The following is an 18,773-nucleotide window of genomic DNA, read 5'->3' on the forward strand; positions in this document are numbered from 1 at the left end:
TTAAAAAGAAATAAGCCATCACACAAATGTGGGATGGCTTCATTGTTACTCGATCAAAGCAGAGGAAAGAGTTCCTCTGGGTGATTAATAGTCTAAATCGCTATCACTACTATCACCATCGGTATCATCATCGTCGCCGTATGCGCTATTACTAGAGCGCTGAGATACGCATAATGTGTAACTGCGTGCTTTATGATTGGTGTGATTTAGGTATTTTAACCAACACTTACCAAATTCAGACACTGCTGCTTGCTGGCCTAATATTTCAGCAAGGAATTGAGTTTCAGACTCATCGATAGGTTGCGCAGTACCTTCATGTAAGGCGCGCATTGTACGTCCATAATTCTCTAAGACGCTGGCCTCACTAATTGTGAAAACCCCCGAGCGATTAAAGCCACGTGGGAAATTTTTATCGTCGTAAAATTTACCTTCACTTCTCATTCATAAAGTCCTTGATGTGATTTGCGGTGATATTTATCCAGCTTTGAAAATTTGTAAATCAAACTATTTTTATTATTACGATTAATTTTTTTAATCAAAATCTGCACTAAATCATCATATTGGTTAACAACGAGATTAAGCTCTTGCTAATTAGATATATAATGCTTAAATAGCGCGATAATCACGCTATTTATCCTTCTAATTCTTGAGAATTTCGCTGTGGATACAGAATTACTAAAAACATTCTTAGAAGTTACAAAAACTCGCCATTTTGGACGAGCAGCTGACAACTTATATTTAACTCAATCAGCCGTTAGTTTTCGCATTCGACAACTAGAGTCTCAACTTGGTAACCCGTTGTTTTCTCGTCAGCGTGGTAATGTGCACTTAACGGCAGCTGGTGAGCGTCTACAGCCTTATGCGGAAGCAATTTTGCAAACTTGGGGACGTGCAAAGCAGGATGTAGCGTTAACTGATAGTTTGAACACCCAATTGGCGATCGGTGCTTCTCCTTTATTTTGGGAATTTGATGGTATCTCGGATTGGATCAATCAGATCTATGCCTACATTCCCGGATTGGCGTTACGTTTAGAATCAGTAAAGCGTGAAGGAATGGCAAAACGTCTTTTTGATAAGAGCATTGATCTGTTTATTACCAGTGAGCCGCCAAAAATTGAAAACTTGAATGTACGTAAAGTACGAGACTATCAGTTGCAGTTGGTGACTAATAAAGAAGGCTGCGACTTACATAGCACACGTGATATTCCGTTGGTGTTCTTAGATTGGGGAACGCGTTTCTCTGTTGAGCATAGTCGTATTGCTGAATTGCAACGCACACCTATCATGCATACCCATTCAGTAAAGATGGCACTTGATTATATTTTGGCAAATGATGGAGTTGGTTATTTACCATCACCTGTTGTTGCTAATGCTAAACAAGCAGGCTTACTACACTTGGTTGAAGATGCACCAGTCATGGAGCAAAGTTTGTATTTAGTGTGGCGAGAAGATAACGAAAAAGAGGACTTGATCAAGGCTTTGGTCGATGTTCCATTTAAGAATGTGATCGAAAACATTTGATAAGTTTTTTTTGTTTTAAGCAGTAAAAAATCTTGTTGTACAGAAAGCGAGATTCTGAATTAGTCTTAGAAAAAATACGGTTCAAGCAATAAATCAGGCGAAAAGCTAACAAGGTTGTTGTCACTGATTTAAAAGAAAAGCTACGTATTTTTGTCACAATAGAGCATTAATATTGCGTGTGTTCTATTTATTAATTACTTACTCTGGATGTAGTTCAGGAATCGCAAATGGCTAAGTTAGACCAAAAGTTTCATAAGGGCAGCAAATCAAAATTCAACTCTGAATTTAATGATGATTTTTATGATTTGAATCAATCTCGTAACAAGAAGAAACGTCGTGTTTCACGTTCACGTTCTGAGAGTCCGGAGTACAGCGATTTCGATTATTAATCCATATTAGTTCTCGGCAATAACAGATATCAAAAAGGCGTATCCAATGGATACGCCTTTTTATTTGTCTGCTGAATGTATCGCAATTACTTTTCTTCGCTTAGGGCCGCGTAGCGATGCAGTAATTCAGTCAGCACACTGATCCAACCAAACGCATTTTCAGGTGCGTTAGCTAAAATCTTTTCAACCTCTGCACAATGTTGTTCCAGCGTTACTGCTTCTTCTAGTTGGAATGAAATAGCGTAAAAGTGCCATAGGATCAGGCGTGTCATACGCTCTGTATTTTGCTTTGCATTTTCTGATTCTGAAAAAGCTTCCTTCACTTCACCTAGTGCGACTGCCGTCATACGTAACATGGCATCAAACTGCGCTGACTTTAGACGTTCTTCACTGTCCACTTCTTCTTGTTCGAAAGTAAAGATTTCTTGCATCACATCTTCAGGCACCATACGGCCGATCACACGTAAGCTAAATTCCTCAAGTTCATGGCGAGGCATTGTTAATAGGCAGTTTAAAGTATAATCGCGTTGCATAGACATCTCTGAGCGCCTGTTGGCTTGATTAAAGTAAAGGGGCACTATTTTGGATGATTTAAGAGAAAATTGCGACTAAAAGCGCAAATGGGAGTGATGTTATAGCGTTTTTGATGAAAGCTAGCTGATGGTACACAGCGAAAATCACTGCGACATGACAGGAAAAATCATACAATACAGAACTGACATACGGATGACATGATCATTGAGTAATCAGATTATGTTTACCACAACTATATTGATTTCTATATAAGGCAATAATTTAGCAGCGAGTTTTATTTCTATTTCATTGATTGTAAAGTGCTTTTCAATCATTGATGCTGCTAAGTTGGATAAATTAATGACGTCAAATAATCAACAGCCTGATAAAAAGCAGGATACTAAGGCGCAACCATCTTCGACGCGTCACTTCATTAAACGTAGTTTGCTTACCGTCGCCATTGTCGGCGGTGTGGGTATGGCTTATTTAGGTAATAATTTAAATAAAACCATCAGCGAAAAGTTTGCAGGACAATTGTGGCAATTACCTTCAGTTGTTTATGCGCGTGAACTGGCGTTACAACCGGGCTCTCCAATTAGCTATAACGCATTGGTAAATGAGCTAAAAGTATTGGGTTATCACAAAGCGGCACATCCTGATCAAAGTGGTGAATATAAGGCGAATGGCTGGAGCGTAGAGTTTGTACGTCGCCCATTTAACTTTAAAGAAGGCGCTGAAGGTGCCCGTCATGTTTCTGTTTCTTTCAATAGTGAAGGGATCAGTAAGATGATGGATTTAGATACCAATAAAGAGCTGGGCTTCCTTCACATTGATCCGAAGATGTTAGGGATGCTAGAAGGCAATACCGATCAGCAGCGTATCTATTTACCGCAAGATAAAATGCCGAAACTACTGGTAGATGGCTTGGTTGATACGGAAGACCGTCATTTCTATGAACATGATGGTATTTCATTAATCGGTATTGGTCGTGCATTTTTAGCAAACTTAAAAGCGGGTCATACTGTTCAAGGTGGTAGTACCTTAACGCAGCAGTTGGCGAAGAACATGTTCTTATCCAGCGAACGCAGCTTATGGCGTAAGTTTAAAGAAGCGTACATGGCGATCATTATCGACTACAAATACGGAAAGGAAGAAGTGCTTGATGCCTATATGAACCAAGTGTATCTAGCACAATACAATGGTCGTGGTATTCATGGCTTTGCACTCGCTTCACGTTATTATTTTGATCGCCCATTATCTGAATTACGTCCAGATCAAATGGCATTAATGATTGGTATGGTGAAAGGGCCATCTTATTACAACCCTTGGCGCCATCCTGAGCGTGCGAAAGATCGTCGCAATGTGGTGCTTAAGATCATGTTTGATAACAAGCTGATCTCAGAAAAAGAGTACCGTTCATCGATTAAGTTGCCTCTTGATATTCAAGCGAAGGGACAATTAGCGAAACGCCAGCCTGCTTACTTTGATCAGATCAAACGTGAGTTGGAAGAAAAGGTCGGTGATGCATTTGAAGAGGGGAAAGGCTTCCGTCTGTTTACCTCTTTGGATCCTCAATCGCAGAAATTAGCAGAAGATGCTGTGAAGAAGATGATCCCGTTAGTTGAGAAACGTTCGGGTAAAGACTTACAAACAGCCATGGTGATAGCTGATCGTACAACGGGTGAAATTCGTGCCATGATTGGTGGTAGTAACCCTGACTTCCCAGGTTATAACCGTGCAATTAATGCGCAACGTCAAATCGGCTCGGTAGTGAAACCTTCTATTTACTTATCGGCATTGGAAGAGCCTGAGCAATATACCTTGGCAACTTCGCTAAAAGATCAGCCATTGTCGATTAAGATGAAAGATGGAGCAACATGGAGTCCACGTAACTACGATCGTAAATACCGTGGTGAAGTGCCTCTATTCATGGCATTAGCGAAATCATATAACGTACCGACAGTTAATCTTGGTATGGCACTTGGTGTGGATAAGGTTTCTACGACGCTGACGAAGTTGGGTATTCCTTATCAAGAGATCCCACAAGTACCATCACTGTTCTTAGGTTCAATTGCACTATCCCCATTAGAGGTAACGCAAATGTACCAAGCAATTGGTAATAATGGTTATCTTGCTCCGTTAACAGCGCTGAATGCGGTTGTTGATGAAAATGGTAAAGTGCTTTATCAAAACTGGCCAAAATCTTCACCTGTGGTTCCTAGTCAAGCGGCGTGGTTAACGATGTTTGCAATGCAAGATACGGTGAAATTTGGTACTGCTCATTCATTGAATAAGTTGTTCCCTGATAGTCACCTAGCAGGTAAAACAGGAACAACTAACGATGGTAAAGATAGCTGGTATGTAGGTATTGATGGACGAGAAGTGGTAACGGTTTGGATGGGGCGTGACGATAACAAGTCTGCCCATTTAACAGGTGCAACAGGTGCACTTCGCTTGTATACCGATTATATTCAACGTCGTAAACCTGAGCCGCTAGTGTTGCGTCAACCCGCTAATCTTGAAGCGGTGAAATACACCGTAGCGGCAAACGGCACATACACTGAGAATTGTTCTGGTACAACTCGTATGCCGATTTGGGATCCAAGTGGTGACTTGAAGCAAAACTGTCAGGTTCAGCAGGTTAAACAACAGGCACAACAAGTGCAGAAGAAAGTAGAAGGTTTCTTTAATAAGTTGTTTAACTGGTAATTAAGCATATTCGCGTTAATAACGAGTCAATGCTCAAAAGAAAGGCTAAGTGTTCGCACTTAGCCTTTTTACTTGTGGTGGATTTTGCATTTAAATAAAAAGGGAGCTGATACCAGCTCCCTTTTTATAACGTTGTCAAACTTTAGTTTGTCATACCCCATTTTAGCTCATCATCAAGCTCTTCAATGGCTTCGTCTAAATAGTTTTCCACTTGCTCTTCAACAAGACCATCCGGTTCTTCAAAGAAGGCAATATGGAAAATAGCATCACCTTCATTTACAAGTGGTAATGTCTGTTGACCAATCACGATCCCGCCTTGCGGGGCAATAACAGACACTTCGCTGCTGCCTGCTGGATCGCTAATAGTGGCGATGACCTGGTCTTTCGACACCTTCTCACCCAAGGCCACATGGGATCGAAGCAAGCCATCATAGTCGGCACGGATCCAACGGGTTGCTTTTGGCACCATTGGCTCGATAACTTTTTTACTACGACTGGTACGTAGCATATTCAAGTGGCGCATGACTTTAAGTACGCCCTGAACACCAGATCCTACTGCATGTGGGTCAAGACGTAACGCTTCACCTGCTTCAAATGTGATCACGGGTATGTTAAATGCTTCAGCAGCTGCTCGTAATGAGCCATCGCGCAAACTTGCATCGACCACAACAGGTGATCCAAATGCCATTGCCATCTCTTTTGCTAATGGATTATCAAGGTTAGCGCGGATCTGTGGTAAGTTAGTGCGGTAAATAGCTGCAGTATGTAAATCAACAACATGAGTTGCACGACGTACCACTTGGTTAAAGTATTGGTAAGCCATACGACCAGCAATTGAGCCTCGCTCTGAACCTGGGAAACAACGGTTTAAGTCACGACGATCGGGTAGGTAACGTGATTTATGAATAAAGCCAAAAACATTAACCACAGGTACCGCAATAATAGTACCGTGCAGTTTGTTTAAATCGATTTTATCGATCACTTGGCGAACCACTTCGATACCGTTTAATTCATCACCATGAATAGCAGCGTTAATTAATAGCACTGGACCTGGGTGCTTACCGTGAAGCACATCAACAGAAACTGAAAGTGGTGAATGCGTATAAAGACGCGCGATTTCTAATTCACAATTAACATGTTTACCAGCCTCGATAGTAAGGCCTGCAAATTCAAACGGAGGCGTTTTCTTAGCCATAGATATTTCCTGTATTCGGTAGTCTATATAAAGGTAGAAAAGGTGTTGGATGCCGATAACACAAGCAGGTCAATCATGGCGCATACAATGGCAAAAAGAATAAGCGTAAATCGAATTTATAAATAGATAATTTGATCACACTTTTACAGCATCTAACAAACAATATGTTTCCAAATGTATTCTTGATTGTTATCAGAAAGCATTTTAACGGTAACAATAGGATTAAACGCTTTTATGGAAAATAAAAAAGCACTGCCATTTGACTGACAGTGCTTCTTTACAGGGGGAGTGGTTAAAGTGCTATTTTTTTACAATAGCAATTTGGTTTTTGTCGGTTTCCAGTGCTTGTTTCATAAGCTTGTTATATTGCGCGACTTGCAACTCAAATTCTTTCTTCTCTTTATGAGGAACAGAAGCCGCCAGTGGAATTTTCGCCGTCATCGGATTTACCGCTTTACCACGGATCAAGAACTCGTAATGGATGTGTGGTCCTGTTACACGTCCTGTTCGACCTGATAATGCAATTTCTTGACCACGTTTAACGTGTTGTCCTTGCTTGACTAAGATACGGCTATTGTGAAGATAACGGGTACTGTAGTTAGCACTGTGTTTGATCACAACATATCGCCCTGCATATGGGTGGTTTGTTACCAGCGTGACGACACCATCACCAGTTGCTAGTACTGGTGTGCCTGATGGCGACGCAAAATCGACACCGTTATGTGGTTGGCGACGACCTGTTACTGGGTGTACGCGATTCGGGTTAAATGGCGAGCTAATACGAAAATGATCTGCTGCCGGGAATGGGTAACGAAGGAATGCGCGTTGTAAGCTTTCCCCATTTTGGTCATAGAAGTTGCCATCAGAGTGTAGGTAAGCAGAAATCACATTCTTGCCTGTATAAATACGGATCGCTTGTAACTCACTGTCACCAGTAGCGTGATTTTGAATATATTTACGGTTAGTGACTACTTCAAAAAAATCACCCGCTTTAAGATCTCGATTGAAATTGAGCTTATCTTTAAGCAACGACATGATTTCTTGAACTTCACTGTGGCTTAATCCTGCTTTGCGAGCCGACGTGCTAAAGCTGCCATGAATGCTACCCGTTGCGACAGATTCATGCCAAACACCAGGTAAAGTGATTTCTTTGACATCGAAGCTACCGTCTTTAGATCTAATATAATCAATACGTTGTGCCAAGCTGAATTCGAGTTCTAGCTTATTGAGTTGATGATCACTTTCATTTATCCAAAAACGTAAGATGTTACCCGGCTGTAGTTTATCGATTTGAAGAGTGTTTAAATCGGCTTCCATGATTGCTTGGATGTCTGAATATGGGATCGATAGACGAGCGAAAATCTCACTTAATGTGTCGCCTTTTTGGATCTTGTATTCATAGCTAGGCGGTAAATCCACCGTCTTTTTCATTGCTTTTGGTGATAGTGCTTTGAGTACAACTTCAGGTGTGGTTGAAATGGGTAGCTGTACTTCAGTTGGCTTGTGTGTTGTCGTTGATGTATTGATAGATAGCGCAGCAGCGACAGTAATAAGAGAAATCCCTGCCAGAGTAATATATCGAGAATTGATCAATTTGCTTAAAATTGTCGTATTAAACGTAGACATAAACCTTTAATGCTCGTCTGTATTTTTAATGAGTGCTTAAATACACTAACTTTTTTGTGAGCTTGTATGAAAACATAGCTTTTCTGAACCGTAAATGAATTAAAACTGCATAGACTAATTGTTCAGTGTATTTTTCAATAAAGAGATAAAATATTGAAAATATGAATTATTTTACAATGTTTTCTATTTTTATTGTCTAATTTGTAAAGGTTGCAGGAATAAATAACTATTTATTAGTTTTATATATTGTTGCTAATTATATCTATCAAAATGTTACAAAACCTATCATCTAAGTTAGCTCAAGTATTAAAATTAAGTACATACTTGAGCTGTATTGTTATTTATTCTTGTGTTCTACACGGCAACGAGTATTTGTTCTATTAGTCCGGGTCTCTTCCCATCGTCCCCGTTCTAAATGACCTTCCTTGTGACCATTTGTTAATAAATAATTGTTGTTATTGATTGTTGCTAGCATGTGACTTTGCTGCTGTTGTATCCGATCTAGCTTATGAGTATGGTCTAAATATTCAATGGTATTTTTCGCCATCTTTTCCATTGAATGTGGTGATGTTTGTGTTGTTGCGAATGCCGATAGTGAATGCAGTGCTAACGATAGAATTAGACCTGTGATTACACGTTTCATTGTCTTCCTCTCAGAATTAAGACGCAGACAGTAAACGTTATTCTGACTGAATAAAGAGTGATTCCACTATTCATATTTCATTCATAATAAAAATAAAATTTGAATAGAATTTTTAAATAGTGTGTCGAACTTAGCCATGATATTTTTATTCACTCATTTAGATATTGTTTTTTCATATAGGTGTATTGAGTTATGAGCGGTGATCATCAAGAGCAAGCATTTATGATGCGAGCACTATTATTATCTCATCAGGCATTACCAGCTTGTCGTCCAAATCCACCTGTAGGGTGTGTGCTAGTGAAAGATGGACAGATAGTTAGTGAAGGCTTTACTCAACGACCAGGACATCATCACGCAGAAGCAATGGCATTGGCGAATTATGGTGAAAGCTTAGATGACGTTACAGCGTATGTAACGCTAGAGCCGTGCTCTTTTGTTGGGCGAACACCTTCTTGTGCGCACACATTGGTTGAACGAGGCATCAAGAAAGTTGTAGTTGCGACTTTAGATCCTGATACGCGTAATAGTGGAAAAGGTATTGCGGTGCTAGAGCAAGCAGGTGTTGAAGTAGAAGTAGGGTTGTGTGAAAACGAAGTACTGGACTTTATAGAGCCGTATTTAATCCGAAATTAATGTAACTTAATAAAAAAGCCCAATTAATAAGCCATAAAGACGTATTAATTGGGCTTTTTATTTCCACCTCTTATCGAAGAGATAGAAAGCAAAACTTAATAACTATTATTTAGTAGAAGTTTTGTGATGTTCACGAGATGATTCTTTATGATCATGCTCTTTAGTTTTATGGTGACGATGCTCATCATGTTCATGGCGATTATGGTGAGTCTGTTCTGGGTGTTTATGACCTACTGGATCACCGCCATGTTGTGTATGTGGATGACTTTTCTCATGTTCACGGAATTCGTGGTGGTCACGATTATGTTTATGCTCTGCGCCATCATCGTAACGACGTTCCATTTTTTCATGTTCAAATTCAGCACCGTGTTGGTGACCTTTTTGTGAACCTTTGTGCTCTTGGCTATTGAAATGTGGCATATCTAAATCCTTTGATAAACAGCGTTAAAAAATAAGTTGGTGTCTGTCTATGCGATTTAATTTACGCTTATTTTTATTATCAACAATAGACATTTTTAATGATCAAACTTTTTATTTTTGGTAATTGCTGATATGAAAAAATAGGTATATTAATTAAAGATTTCCTTTAGATTAATATTCCATTTTTGATATTTAACTAACCATTTTAATAAAGTAATCAATATTTACATAATTTATAAAATTAAAGATGGAATAGACGAGTTTTTTTATCTATGGTGAATTAAAGTTTATTTAGAGCTTAGTTTATGTTTTTTAATACTTATAAATCATCATCACAATCAGTGTTATCTAGTGAAGATAAAGTTAATTTAATCAATGATATACACGATTTAATTAGTCAGCGTTTTGCTGGTAAAGGGATTAAATTAATTAAAGACTTGTCTGATGAAGGGCATTTAAAGCTGCGTTTTGAAGTAAATGGAGAAGAGTTACTTCACGTGAATGTATGTAAACAATAATTAAAAATGTAAAATTTCAAGTGGTAATTTTTTGAGAGAAAAGAAAAAGCCGAGCTATTTAGCTCGGCTTTTTATTATTGAAGGCGATATTACGCTAGCAATTCTTTTGCTGTGTTTACAACGTTTTCAGTTGTAAAACCAAACATTTTGAATAGCTCTTCAGCTGGTGCTGATTCACCAAATGTTGTCATACCGATGATACGACCATCAAAACCAACATACTTGTACCAGTAATCTGCAATACCTGCTTCAACAGCAACACGTGCAGTTACGTCTGAAGGTAGTACGCTTTCACGGTAAGCAGCATCTTGCTTATCGAATAGGTCTGTTGCTGGCATTGATACTAGACGAACCTTACGGCCTTCAGCTGTTAGCTGTGCGTAAGCTTCTGCTGCAATACCTACTTCAGAGCCTGTTGCAATAAGAATTAGCTCTGGCTTGCCTTCACAATCTTTAAGAACGTAACCACCTTTCGCGATGTTAGCTACTTGTGCTGCATCACGATCTTGTTGTGTTAGGTTCTGACGAGAGAAGATTAGCGATGTTGGACCATCTTTACGCTCGATAGCGTATTTCCAAGCTACTGCTGATTCAACTTGGTCACATGGACGCCATGTGCTCATGTTTGGTGTTAGGCGTAGAGAAGCAATTTGCTCTACAGGTTGGTGCGTAGGACCATCTTCACCAAGACCGATTGAGTCGTGAGTGTAAACTTGGATGTTCTGCACTTTCATTAGTGCAGCCATACGCATTGCGTTACGTGCGTATTCCATAAACATTAGGAATGTTGCGCCGTAAGGTACGAAACCACCGTGTAGTGCGATACCGTTGATGATTGCAGTCATACCAAATTCACGTACACCGTAGTGAATGTAGTTGCCTGATGCATCAGTAGGTGTGATTGACTTAGAGCCAGACCACATTGTTAGGTTAGAAGGAGCAAGGTCAGCAGAACCACCCATGAATTCAGGTAGTAGCTTACCAAACGCTTCTAGTGCATTTTGAGATGCTTTACGAGAAGCGATGTTTGCTGGGTTAGCTTGAAGATCTGCAATGATTTCAGATGTTACTTGATCCCAGTTCGCTGGTAGTTCGCCGTTCATACGACGCTTGAATTCAGCGGCTAGTTCTGGGTGAGCTGCTGCGTATGCTGCAAATTTCTCATCCCATGCTGCTTCTTTCACTTTACCTGCTTCTTTTGCGTCCCATTCAGCGTAAATTTCTGCTGGGATTTCAAATGCACCGTAAGTCCAACCTAGGAATTCACGTGCTGCTTTAATTTCATCAGCGCCTAGTGGAGCACCGTGACAGTCGTGAGAACCTGACTTATTAGGAGAACCAAAACCGATGATTGTTTTACAACAAATTAGCGTAGGCTTGTTTGTTTCAGCTTTAGCTGCTTCGATTGCTGCGTTGATTGCTGCTGCATCGTGACCATCAACAGCAGGAATTACGTGCCAGCCGTAAGACTCAAAACGCTCAGGTGTGTTATCTGTGAACCAACCTTCAACGTGACCATCGATAGAAATACCGTTGTCATCCCAGAAAGCGATCAGTTTGCCAAGACCTAAAGTACCTGCAAGTGAACATGCTTCGTGAGAGATACCTTCCATTAGACAGCCGTCGCCTAGGAAAGCGTAAGTGTGGTGGTTAACAACGTCATGACCTTCACGGTTAAATTGTGCAGCCATTGCTTTTTCTGCAATCGCCATACCTACCGCGTTAGTGATACCTTGACCTAGAGGACCTGTTGTCGTTTCAACACCTGGTGCGTAACCGTATTCCGGGTGACCTGGTGTTTTAGAGTGAAGTTGACGGAAGTTCTTCAGATCATCGATAGATAGATCGTAACCTGTTAGGTGAAGTAGCGAATAGATAAGCATTGAACCGTGGCCGTTTGATAGTACAAAACGGTCGCGATCAGCCCACTGTGGGTTTTGTGGGTTGTGGTTCATGTGACCACGCCAAAGTACTTCAGCGATATCAGCCATACCCATAGGTGCGCCAGGGTGACCAGAATTTGCTTGTTGTACACCATCCATGCTTAGCGCACGAATAGCATTCGCTAACATTTTATGTTCCATAGTGTTTCCACCAAAATATTTGAATTTTAAACTTAAGAAAGCGGCGTTATCTGCCGCTTTCTGAAATAGTTATTTCTGTAATTACAGACGCTCAGCGATCATTGCTTCTAGTTTGCCTTGATCAATAGCGAAATTACGAATACCTTCAGCTAGTTTTTCAACAGCCATTGCGTCTTGGTTATGCTCCCATAGGAACTCAGCATGTGTCATCGCAGCTGGACGCGCTTTAAGCTCAGTTGCCTCTTTTAGTTTTTGAACAACGTCGCCTTGTGCTTCTTCTAGCTCTTGAAGTAGTTGTGGGCTGATGGTTAAGCGGTCACAACCTGCTAATTCAAGAATTTCACCAGTGTTACGGAAACTTGCGCCCATAACCACGGTATTGTAACCGTGTTCTTTGTAGTAGTTATAGATATTCGTTACAGAAATCACACCTGGATCTTCTTGTGGTGCAAAATCACGGCCTTCTTTCGCCTTGTACCAGTCCATAATACGACCAACGAATGGAGAAATTAGGTAAACACCTGCTTCTGCACATGCACGTGCTTGAGCAAATGAGAATAGAAGCGTTAGGTTACAGTTGATGCCTTCTTTCTCTAGGATCTCTGCAGCACGGATACCTTCCCAAGTAGAAGCTAGTTTGATCAGGATACGATCGTTGCTGATACCTGCATCGTTGTACATTTTGATTAGCTGACGAGCTTTTGCCACGCTACCTTCAGTGTCGTAAGAAAGACGTGCGTCTACTTCTGTAGAAATACGACCAGGTACTACGTTTAGGATTTCTTTACCGATGTTTACAGCAAGCATGTCACAAGTGTCTTGAACTTGTTGTGCTTTGTCACTGCTTTGTGCTTTTGCGTAAGCAATTGAAGCTTCGATTAAAGGTGCGTATTCAGCGATTTGTGCTGCTTTTAAGATCAATGAAGGGTTCGTTGTCGCATCTTCTGGTTGGTATTTTGTGATGTCTTTAATATCACCAGTATCTGCAACAACAGTTGTTAATGCGCGTAGCTGTTCTAATTTTGTGCTCATATCTATTGACCTTATTTATAGGGCTTATGCCATGCCAGCCACTATTTATAACGTGAAATGCTGTCATGCTCAAAAGAATTATTACTTATTCTTAACGTCTTTATACAGAACCTTTTACACTCTGTATGAGCGGATGGTTTGTCTAAGAGCATTTGATAAATCGATAATTGTCTTTTTAAGCTTTCTTGTCAATTCAAAATGCGAATAAATCACGTTTAGATCTCATAAAAAGTGTGATCTTGGTAGTTTATAAGTAATTATTAGCAATTGGATGGAGTGAATAAAATTACCATTGTTGAACATATGATCTTTTGATTGAGCATATGTTCAGTGGTGGTGCCGAATTTGATTACAATGAAAGCAAATTGTTGGATGATATGTGGTCAAGATAGGGGGGATGGATACAATAAAAAGCCATCAGCTTTCGCTAATGGCTTTTTTAGAGAGGACTATGCTAGGGGATTAGAACTTGTAGTTAACACCCACGTAGTACATAGTTGTCTCTGAATCTACATTTAGATCTTTATCGTTATCAGCGTTCTTTAGATCAGTAGATAGGTAGTCGATACCTGCGCGTAGGTCTACGTGTTCAGCAACTGCGAAGTTAACACCTGCGCCAGCTGTCCAGCCCCAACCATCAACATCTACGTCTACTTGGTCAATGCCTTTCCAGTCACCGTCTGCCGCTACGTAAGCAACACCTGCTTTAGCAAATAGAGAGAACTGATCGTTAAGTGGCAGCATTACGCGAGGAGTCAGAGTCGCGTAACCTTTCTTAATATTATCTTTTTCACCAGTTTGCCCTAGTGTTGCTTCAAGACCAAGGTTTTCAGTGAAGTTGTAACCACCGTATAGGCCGTATGCAACAACATTTTCGTCGTAGTTATAATCCCAATTGTCTGCTTTAAGATCCGTTGTTGCATTACCTAAGCTAGCACCGATGTATGCGCCTGGTTGATCTGCTAGTGCTGAACCAGATGCTGCTGCAAGAACTAGTGCTAATGGTAATAGAATCTTTTTCATCATATTTTCCTTTATTATTTATGTTTTTACCGAAGAGCTAAAACTCTAACTCTTGGGTATCACTGACTGCGATGAGGAGAATATGATGTATTCAGGTGGTGAATGTCAGTGTTTTGTAAGGTGTTTTATTAATCAGTCTGATATGACGTTAAGCTGACATTGTTCGGACTTTGCTTTTACATTTCTATCTAAAATTGCATTTAATTTGAATAAGCTGACTATTTTTATGGTTTTAATAGCGGTATTTATATCTTTTCTTGAATATTTATGAAAATGATAAAGATGTTCATTTAATTACTATGAAATCAATCGCAATTTAACATTACTCTCGTGCTACATACCTGAAGGTTATTTTTTATTCGGTATCGTATCTGCTACTCAAAAGGAAGTTGTGCATTTGATTAGTTGTTATGAGGGATAAAAATGGGATTGATGAAGAGATATGCTAGCTATTTTGCAGCGATAATGGTGTTTGCTACATCAACACTTGTTGTTGCTAAACCTAAATATATAGATCCTATTCCTCTAGAACAGTTGATCACTACTTCTGTATCTGCGGTAAAAAATCAACCCCATGCGCTGCCTGTAATTACATGGGGGGCTGATATTAATACGATTTATGCTAATGGCAGCCAAGCGATAACCTCTGCTGATTCTCTTTTTGCTAGTTATGGTTTGAAATATACGTTAAAGCGTAATGACACATTCTCAGATCAGCTTTCTCATTACTTATCAGGTCAAACCCCTTATTTACGTGGCACCTTAGGTATGATTAATGCCGCGTCGGATCTACTTGCCAATAAACCAGCCGTACAGCCTGTTATTATTCATCAGTTATCATGGTCATCGGGTGGTGATGCGTTAGTGGTGAAGCCAAGTATTCGAACGGTTGCTGATCTAAAAGGGAAAACCATCGCCTTGCAAGCTTATGGGCCGCATGTTGATTATATGGGCGCGGTATTAAAAGATGCAGGGCTTACACCTTCAGATGTCACTATTAAATGGTTACCTGATCTGACAGGTACGGATAACAGTCCATTTAGTGCTTTATATGAAGATGATGTTGATGCGGTATTTGTTATTTTACCTGATGCATTAGCGTTAACATCTGGCGGCACAGTAGGAACAGGCGCTGAAGATTCGGTGCAAGGCGCTAAAATATTGATGTCAACAAAGACGGCGAACAGAGTTATTGCAGATGTGTATGCTGTTCGTGCTGATTATTTTAAAAGTCATCGCACTGAAGTGATGAATTTTGTAAAAGCGTTAAATACAGCAACAGCGGAAGTGAAGACACTATTTAGTAATACTACTAACACTAGTGCGCAGTTAACACCGTTACTGACATATTCAGCAGATTTATTATTAGATTCTCCAGACGCTCATGAGGATGTGAAAGGTCTTTACGCAGATGCTGAGCATTTAGGCATTAATGCAAACAAACAACTTTTTACCGATAAAGCCTACCCACGAAATATCACTAAAGTAAGCCAAGAAATACAAAGCACACTAAAAACGCTTGGACTTACATCAGCTACGCAACTGCCATTATTAGCCAATTGGGATTTTTCTCAATTAGGGGCTGATGTGGCATTCAGTAACAAATCACGCTTTAACAGCGAACGTGTTGCTTCCGTCGTTGCTAAAAAACAGCAACAAAATTCATTAGAAGATGGCGAGCTATTTTCTTTTGAAGTTGCTTTTCAACCGAACCAAAACAAATTTGATCCGCAACTGTATAAGTCAGAGTTCTTACGAGTGATTGAGCTTGCTTCAACTTATGGTGGCGCAGTGATCACTGTGGAAGGACATAGTGATCCGCTTAAATACCTACGTTCAAAGAAAAAAGGCGAAACTGGAGTGGTGCTCAACCGCATTAAGCAATCGAATCGCAATATCAGCCTGTCACGAGCACAAAGTGTAAAAGAAAGTGTTCTGGTATTTGCGACAGATCAAGGTGTAGCGCTTGATTCAAGTCAGTTTGCTCTTGTTGGACACGGTTTTGGAAATCCTAAAACAGGCATGTGCGGTGGCGATCCTTGTGCGCCTGCAACTGAAGCTGAATGGCGTTCAAATATGCGTGTTGTGTTTCGAATTATTCAGCTTGAAGCTGAATCTGATGTATTCCAACCATTATAGGGGCTGGTCATGAATAAATTTACTTTATTTATATGCGTCGGATTAGCGGTGTTCTTTATTAATAAGAGCATGAAAGATAAGCCGACATCACAACAGTTAGTGTCAGCACCGAGTTTGCCGGATGTCTCAACTGGCTATGGTTTTGATGCATTAAAAAATAATTGGCCGACGCTGAATAATACTCAAACTTCATCGAGTGATAACTGGTTAGCGGCGAACTATTTATTGATCTTTGATGGTAGTGGTTCGATGGACAATACCAATTGTGGTAATGGCCAGAGAAAAATTGTTGCTGCTAAAGAAGCGATGCAAACCTTTATTAATGATATTCCACAAGATGCGAATGTTGGTTTATATGTCTTTGATAATGCCGACTCATCGCTACGAGTGCCATTAGGTATCAATAATCGTGCGACATTAAAACAAGCTATTTATGACGTGAAAGCGGGCGGTACGACACCGCTAAAAAGCTCATTAACGTCGGGGTACACGGCATTAGAAAAGCAAGCAGAAAAGCAATTAGGTTATGGTGAATATAATGTCGTCATCGTTACTGACGGTGATGCGAGTGTAGGTGAAGAGCCGGAAGTGGCAATTAGCCGTATTTATCAAAACTCACCTGTGACCATTCATACCATTGGCTTTTGTATCGGTAATCGACATGCACTGAACGCGGAAGGGATCACTTATTACCAATCTGCCAATAATCCTGAGAAGTTATTAGCAGGTTTGCAGAGTGTGCTTGCTGAATCTGCGCAATTTGATGTCTCTAGCTTTAATTAAGTCATAAAGAGGAAAGGATGCAAAAGCACAGCAAAATTGCTCTCTTTATCTTAGTAGCTGGTGTATTGGCATTGATTGGCTACAAAGTGATGCAACCGCATATTGATGAACATTTATATGCCGATACCTCTGATGCCCGAGGAACAAAAGGGGATATTACGATAGGGGTTGATAACTGGGTTGGCTATTATCCACTTTGTTCTAAAGAGATGCGTCGCTTAATGCGTCGTGAAGGCTACCGTTTGTCATGTATTGATGATGGTGCGGACTATTCAAAGCGCATGAAAGGGTTAGAAACAGGTGAGCTTGATTTAGCGGTTGCTACTGTCGATGCTTATATCACAGCTGGGCATGATTTTCGTTATCCTGCCAGCATTGTAGCTGTGATCGATGAATCAAAAGGTGGCGATGCCATTGTTGCTAACAGTGATGCAGTTAAATCAATAAATGACTTAAAAAAAGCGAAAGATTTATCGTTAGGTTATACCCAAGACTCACCTAGTGAGTTTTTGCTTCGTGCTATTTCTTCGCATTTTGACTTAGATGTTTTTAAAGCAAGTCATATTGATCGTATCCCCACATCAGGCTCAAGTAACGCGTTAGAGCAACTACTAAATGGAAAATTAGATGTTGCGGTGTTGTGGGAGCCGGATGTATCAACCGCACTTGCTAAAGGCAATTTCACGACAGTTATCAGCACAGAAGACACCAAAAATTTAATTGTAGATGTATTACTTGCTAATAAAACCTTCATTAAAAATAAACCCGAACAGTTAGATTCGCTTTTAGCAACCTATTTTAAAGTGATGAAATATTATCGTGATCATCCATCTGAATTGGTTAACGAGCTAGAGAGTGTTACGGATTTACCACAGCAACAAGTGAAGCAATTACTTAATGGTGTGGAATGGGTTGGGCTAAAAGGTAATACACAGGTATGGTTTAGTCAGCAGCAATTGTTGATAGACACGATTGAAAGCACGATTGGTGTGATTAACGATACTTCTGGCAAAGCGGAGCAATGGTTACCTAATAACGATCCTTATCGATTGATTAACTCACTACCAATACAAACAGCAGCAAAGACACTGAATAACTTAGGTCTACAAGAAAACCCGCAATTATCAACATCGTTATCGTTTAAGGCATTAACGGATCTTCAGTGGTCTCACATGTCTGAAATTGGCACCTTAAAAACACGGCCTGTCATTTTCTCAAGTGGTAGTGATCAACTGACTGCAAACGGAAAACAACAACTTAAACAAACGGCTGAAAGCTTAACCCATTACCCTAAATTTAGAATTTTAGTTGAAGGTCATACAGGTTTACGTGGTGATAAAACGTTAAACGAAAAGCTATCTGCTGAACGAGCTAAGGCTGTGAAACATTATTTAGTCAATGAGTTGGGTTTTGAAGCGAGTCGTATTCATGCGGTAGGCAAAGGTAGTAAGGAGCCACTTGAGCGATTAAGCGGAGAAAGTCAGCGTCGTTATGCCAATAGGTTAATGCGAGTGGAAATCGCACTTTTAAGTGAGACCTATTAAA

17 protein-coding genes are annotated in these 18,773 nt (G+C 40.1%); 8 read left to right on the forward strand and 9 right to left on the reverse strand.

Going from position 1 to position 18,773, the window contains the following annotated elements:
• Window positions 1–84: 84 nt before the first annotated feature.
• Window positions 85–441 (reverse strand): MaoP family protein, encoded by a 357-nt coding sequence (locus Q7657_RS01795; RefSeq protein ID WP_008988700.1) that lies wholly within the window; start codon window positions 439–441, stop codon window positions 85–87.
• 219 nt (window positions 442–660) lie between these two features.
• Here Q7657_RS01795 and hdfR point away from each other — a divergent pair, with 219 nt between their 5' ends.
• Window positions 661–1,521 (forward strand): HTH-type transcriptional regulator HdfR, encoded by an 861-nt coding sequence (gene hdfR / locus Q7657_RS01800; protein ID WP_107166138.1) that lies wholly within the window; start codon window positions 661–663, stop codon window positions 1,519–1,521.
• Between the two features lie 227 nt (window positions 1,522–1,748).
• On the forward strand, window positions 1,749–1,910 hold the full coding sequence (locus Q7657_RS01805) for a hypothetical protein (RefSeq protein WP_023935405.1): 162 nt from the start codon (window positions 1,749–1,751) through the stop codon (window positions 1,908–1,910).
• A gap of 86 nt (window positions 1,911–1,996) precedes the next feature.
• Here the strand turns inward: Q7657_RS01805 and Q7657_RS01810 are convergent, their stop codons facing one another.
• Window positions 1,997–2,443, reverse strand: a complete 447-nt coding sequence (locus Q7657_RS01810; RefSeq protein WP_107166181.1) for an exoribonuclease R — start codon at window positions 2,441–2,443, stop codon at window positions 1,997–1,999.
• 340 nt (window positions 2,444–2,783) lie between these two features.
• Here Q7657_RS01810 and mrcB point away from each other — a divergent pair, with 340 nt between their 5' ends.
• Complete coding sequence (gene mrcB, locus Q7657_RS01815) at window positions 2,784–5,132, forward strand: penicillin-binding protein 1B (protein ID WP_107166137.1); 2,349 nt, start codon at window positions 2,784–2,786, stop codon at window positions 5,130–5,132.
• Window positions 5,133–5,274: 142 nt separating this feature from the next.
• On the opposite strand, the gene Q7657_RS01820 is transcribed toward mrcB, so the two are convergent.
• From Q7657_RS01820 to Q7657_RS01830, 3 genes are all read right to left on the reverse strand, one after another.
• Window positions 5,275–6,327: a succinylglutamate desuccinylase/aspartoacylase family protein gene (locus Q7657_RS01820; RefSeq protein WP_053987570.1), complete on the reverse strand. Its 1,053-nt coding sequence runs from the start codon at window positions 6,325–6,327 to the stop codon at window positions 5,275–5,277.
• A gap of 300 nt (window positions 6,328–6,627) precedes the next feature.
• Window positions 6,628–7,953: a peptidoglycan DD-metalloendopeptidase family protein gene (locus Q7657_RS01825; protein WP_107166136.1), complete on the reverse strand. Its 1,326-nt coding sequence runs from the start codon at window positions 7,951–7,953 to the stop codon at window positions 6,628–6,630.
• 337 nt (window positions 7,954–8,290) lie between these two features.
• On the reverse strand, window positions 8,291–8,596 hold the full coding sequence (locus Q7657_RS01830; RefSeq protein WP_107166135.1) for a hypothetical protein: 306 nt from the start codon (window positions 8,594–8,596) through the stop codon (window positions 8,291–8,293).
• A gap of 192 nt (window positions 8,597–8,788) precedes the next feature.
• Here Q7657_RS01830 and ribD point away from each other — a divergent pair, with 192 nt between their 5' ends.
• A complete protein-coding gene (ribD, locus tag Q7657_RS01835; protein WP_008988706.1) occupies window positions 8,789–9,229 on the forward strand; it encodes a bifunctional diaminohydroxyphosphoribosylaminopyrimidine deaminase/5-amino-6-(5-phosphoribosylamino)uracil reductase RibD in 441 nt (146 codons plus the stop codon).
• Window positions 9,230–9,334: 105 nt separating this feature from the next.
• Here the strand turns inward: ribD and Q7657_RS01840 are convergent, their stop codons facing one another.
• Window positions 9,335–9,649 (reverse strand): hypothetical protein, encoded by a 315-nt coding sequence (locus Q7657_RS01840; RefSeq protein ID WP_045071137.1) that lies wholly within the window; start codon window positions 9,647–9,649, stop codon window positions 9,335–9,337.
• 305 nt (window positions 9,650–9,954) lie between these two features.
• Between Q7657_RS01840 and Q7657_RS01845 the strand changes: the two genes are divergently transcribed.
• Window positions 9,955–10,167: a hypothetical protein gene (locus Q7657_RS01845; protein ID WP_107166134.1), complete on the forward strand. Its 213-nt coding sequence runs from the start codon at window positions 9,955–9,957 to the stop codon at window positions 10,165–10,167.
• Window positions 10,168–10,256: 89 nt separating this feature from the next.
• Here Q7657_RS01845 and tkt read toward each other — a convergent pair whose 3' ends face one another.
• The 3 genes from tkt to Q7657_RS01860 form a co-directional block, all read right to left on the reverse strand.
• Window positions 10,257–12,251, reverse strand: a complete 1,995-nt coding sequence (gene tkt, locus Q7657_RS01850; protein ID WP_107166133.1) for a transketolase — start codon at window positions 12,249–12,251, stop codon at window positions 10,257–10,259.
• An 81-nt stretch (window positions 12,252–12,332) separates the two neighbouring features.
• Window positions 12,333–13,283, reverse strand: coding sequence for a transaldolase (tal, locus tag Q7657_RS01855; RefSeq protein WP_053987577.1), 951 nt, complete (start codon window positions 13,281–13,283; stop codon window positions 12,333–12,335).
• Window positions 13,284–13,745: 462 nt separating this feature from the next.
• On the reverse strand, window positions 13,746–14,306 hold the full coding sequence (locus Q7657_RS01860; protein ID WP_107166132.1) for an outer membrane protein: 561 nt from the start codon (window positions 14,304–14,306) through the stop codon (window positions 13,746–13,748).
• 432 nt (window positions 14,307–14,738) lie between these two features.
• Between Q7657_RS01860 and Q7657_RS01865 the strand changes: the two genes are divergently transcribed.
• From Q7657_RS01865 to Q7657_RS01875, 3 genes are read left to right on the forward strand one after another with little or no spacing between them, the layout of a single operon-like run.
• Window positions 14,739–16,445 (forward strand): ABC transporter substrate-binding protein, encoded by a 1,707-nt coding sequence (locus tag Q7657_RS01865; RefSeq protein ID WP_258178256.1) that lies wholly within the window; start codon window positions 14,739–14,741, stop codon window positions 16,443–16,445.
• Between the two features lie 9 nt (window positions 16,446–16,454).
• On the forward strand, window positions 16,455–17,228 hold the full coding sequence (locus Q7657_RS01870; protein WP_008988713.1) for a vWA domain-containing protein: 774 nt from the start codon (window positions 16,455–16,457) through the stop codon (window positions 17,226–17,228).
• Window positions 17,229–17,245: 17 nt separating this feature from the next.
• Window positions 17,246–18,772, forward strand: a complete 1,527-nt coding sequence (locus Q7657_RS01875) for a phosphate ABC transporter substrate-binding/OmpA family protein (protein ID WP_107166130.1) — start codon at window positions 17,246–17,248, stop codon at window positions 18,770–18,772.
• Window position 18,773: the final 1 nt, after the last annotated feature.

Source organism: Candidatus Photobacterium acropomis (assembly GCF_030685555.1).
In the GTDB taxonomy this organism is placed as follows: domain Bacteria; phylum Pseudomonadota; class Gammaproteobacteria; order Enterobacterales; family Vibrionaceae; genus Photobacterium; species Photobacterium lucens.

Coding starts and splice junctions, on each gene's coding strand:
- Q7657_RS01795 (WP_008988700.1), bottom strand. CDS start 441: ATGAGAAGTGAAGGTAAATTTTACGACGATAAAAATTTCCCACGTGGC.
- Q7657_RS01805 (WP_023935405.1), top strand. CDS start 1,749: ATGGCTAAGTTAGACCAAAAGTTTCATAAGGGCAGCAAATCAAAATTC.
- Q7657_RS01810 (WP_107166181.1), bottom strand. CDS start 2,443: ATGCAACGCGATTATACTTTAAACTGCCTATTAACAATGCCTCGCCAT.
- mrcB (WP_107166137.1), top strand. CDS start 2,784: ATGACGTCAAATAATCAACAGCCTGATAAAAAGCAGGATACTAAGGCG.
- Q7657_RS01820 (WP_053987570.1), bottom strand. CDS start 6,327: ATGGCTAAGAAAACGCCTCCGTTTGAATTTGCAGGCCTTACTATCGAG.
- Q7657_RS01825 (WP_107166136.1), bottom strand. CDS start 7,953: ATGTCTACGTTTAATACGACAATTTTAAGCAAATTGATCAATTCTCGA.
- Q7657_RS01830 (WP_107166135.1), bottom strand. CDS start 8,596: ATGAAACGTGTAATCACAGGTCTAATTCTATCGTTAGCACTGCATTCA.
- ribD (WP_008988706.1), top strand. CDS start 8,789: ATGAGCGGTGATCATCAAGAGCAAGCATTTATGATGCGAGCACTATTA.
- Q7657_RS01840 (WP_045071137.1), bottom strand. CDS start 9,649: ATGCCACATTTCAATAGCCAAGAGCACAAAGGTTCACAAAAAGGTCAC.
- Q7657_RS01845 (WP_107166134.1), top strand. CDS start 9,955: ATGTTTTTTAATACTTATAAATCATCATCACAATCAGTGTTATCTAGT.
- tkt (WP_107166133.1), bottom strand. CDS start 12,251: ATGGAACATAAAATGTTAGCGAATGCTATTCGTGCGCTAAGCATGGAT.
- tal (WP_053987577.1), bottom strand. CDS start 13,283: ATGAGCACAAAATTAGAACAGCTACGCGCATTAACAACTGTTGTTGCA.
- Q7657_RS01860 (WP_107166132.1), bottom strand. CDS start 14,306: ATGAAAAAGATTCTATTACCATTAGCACTAGTTCTTGCAGCAGCATCT.
- Q7657_RS01865 (WP_258178256.1), top strand. CDS start 14,739: ATGAAGAGATATGCTAGCTATTTTGCAGCGATAATGGTGTTTGCTACA.
- Q7657_RS01870 (WP_008988713.1), top strand. CDS start 16,455: ATGAATAAATTTACTTTATTTATATGCGTCGGATTAGCGGTGTTCTTT.
- Q7657_RS01875 (WP_107166130.1), top strand. CDS start 17,246: ATGCAAAAGCACAGCAAAATTGCTCTCTTTATCTTAGTAGCTGGTGTA.